This window comes from Oleiphilus sp. HI0079, assembly GCF_001635105.1.
In genome coordinates this window covers 1-948 of record NZ_LWFT01000803.1, presented here as the reverse complement: position 1 = coordinate 948, position 948 = coordinate 1, and the positions used below count along the sequence as shown (strand labels likewise).

At 51.5% G+C, this 948-nt stretch carries 1 protein-coding gene; it reads right to left on the bottom strand.

Annotation, left to right across the window (positions count from 1 at the left end; translation table 11 throughout):
* Positions 1 to 893: ATP-binding cassette domain-containing protein (locus A3750_RS14975; protein WP_156498616.1), on the bottom strand; the 893-nt coding region annotated here is incomplete at its 3' end.
* Between the last annotated feature and the right edge of the window lie 55 nt (positions 894 to 948).

Sequence of the window (948 nt, the reverse complement as noted above, 5' to 3'; positions counted from 1 at the left end):
TTGAGTTCATCAAAGCGCTGAAGGCGAGCCTTGCTCTTCGCATGACGCCCTTTGGCGTTGCTGCGAACCCACTCCAGCTCAGATTTAATACTGCGTTGGCGCGCATCTTCTTGCTTTTGCTCAATCTCAAGGCGTTTCTCTTTGGCTTCGAGCCATTGAGAATAGTTCCCTTCGAAGGGGATACCGTGGCCTCGATCCAGTTCAAGAATCCAGCCGGCAACGTTGTCGAGAAAGTATCGATCGTGTGTGATGGCCACTACGGTACCTGGGTAGTCGTGAAGAAAGCGTTCAAGCCATGCAACGCTTTCTGCATCCAAATGGTTGGTCGGTTCGTCGAGAAGAAGCATGTCTGGCTTAGAGAGAAGTAAGCGGCAAAGCGCTACACGGCGCTTTTCGCCGCCTGATAGCGTGGCAACATCGGCATCCCAGGGTGGCAGACGAAGGGCGTCCGCGGCAACTTCTAGTGTCCGCTCTAGATTATGGCCGTCGCCAGTTTCGATGATCGCTTCCAGCTTCGCTTGTTCTGCAGCGAGTGCGTCGAAGTCTGCATCCGGCTCAGCGTATTCAGCATAGACTTGATCGAGTCTAGTCAGTGCGTCTTTAAGTTCCCGAAGCCCTTCCTCAACGTTTGCGCGAACATCTTTTTCTTCATCAAGTTGCGGCTCTTGAGGGAGGTAGCCCACTTTGATTCCGGGTTGTGGGCGCGCTTCGCCCGTATAATCTTGGTCAACGCCCGCCATAATTTTAAGTAGAGTGGATTTACCTGCGCCATTCAGACCAAGTACGCCAATTTTTGCGCCTGGAAAGAAAGACAAGGAAATATCTTTGAGGATTTCGCGTTTGGGTGGGACGACCTTACCAACCCGATTCATAGTGAACACGTACTGTGCCATTCAGAAGCTCCTTTGCTTAATTTCTTAGACTCGCATTCAACGCGAAATCTGATGA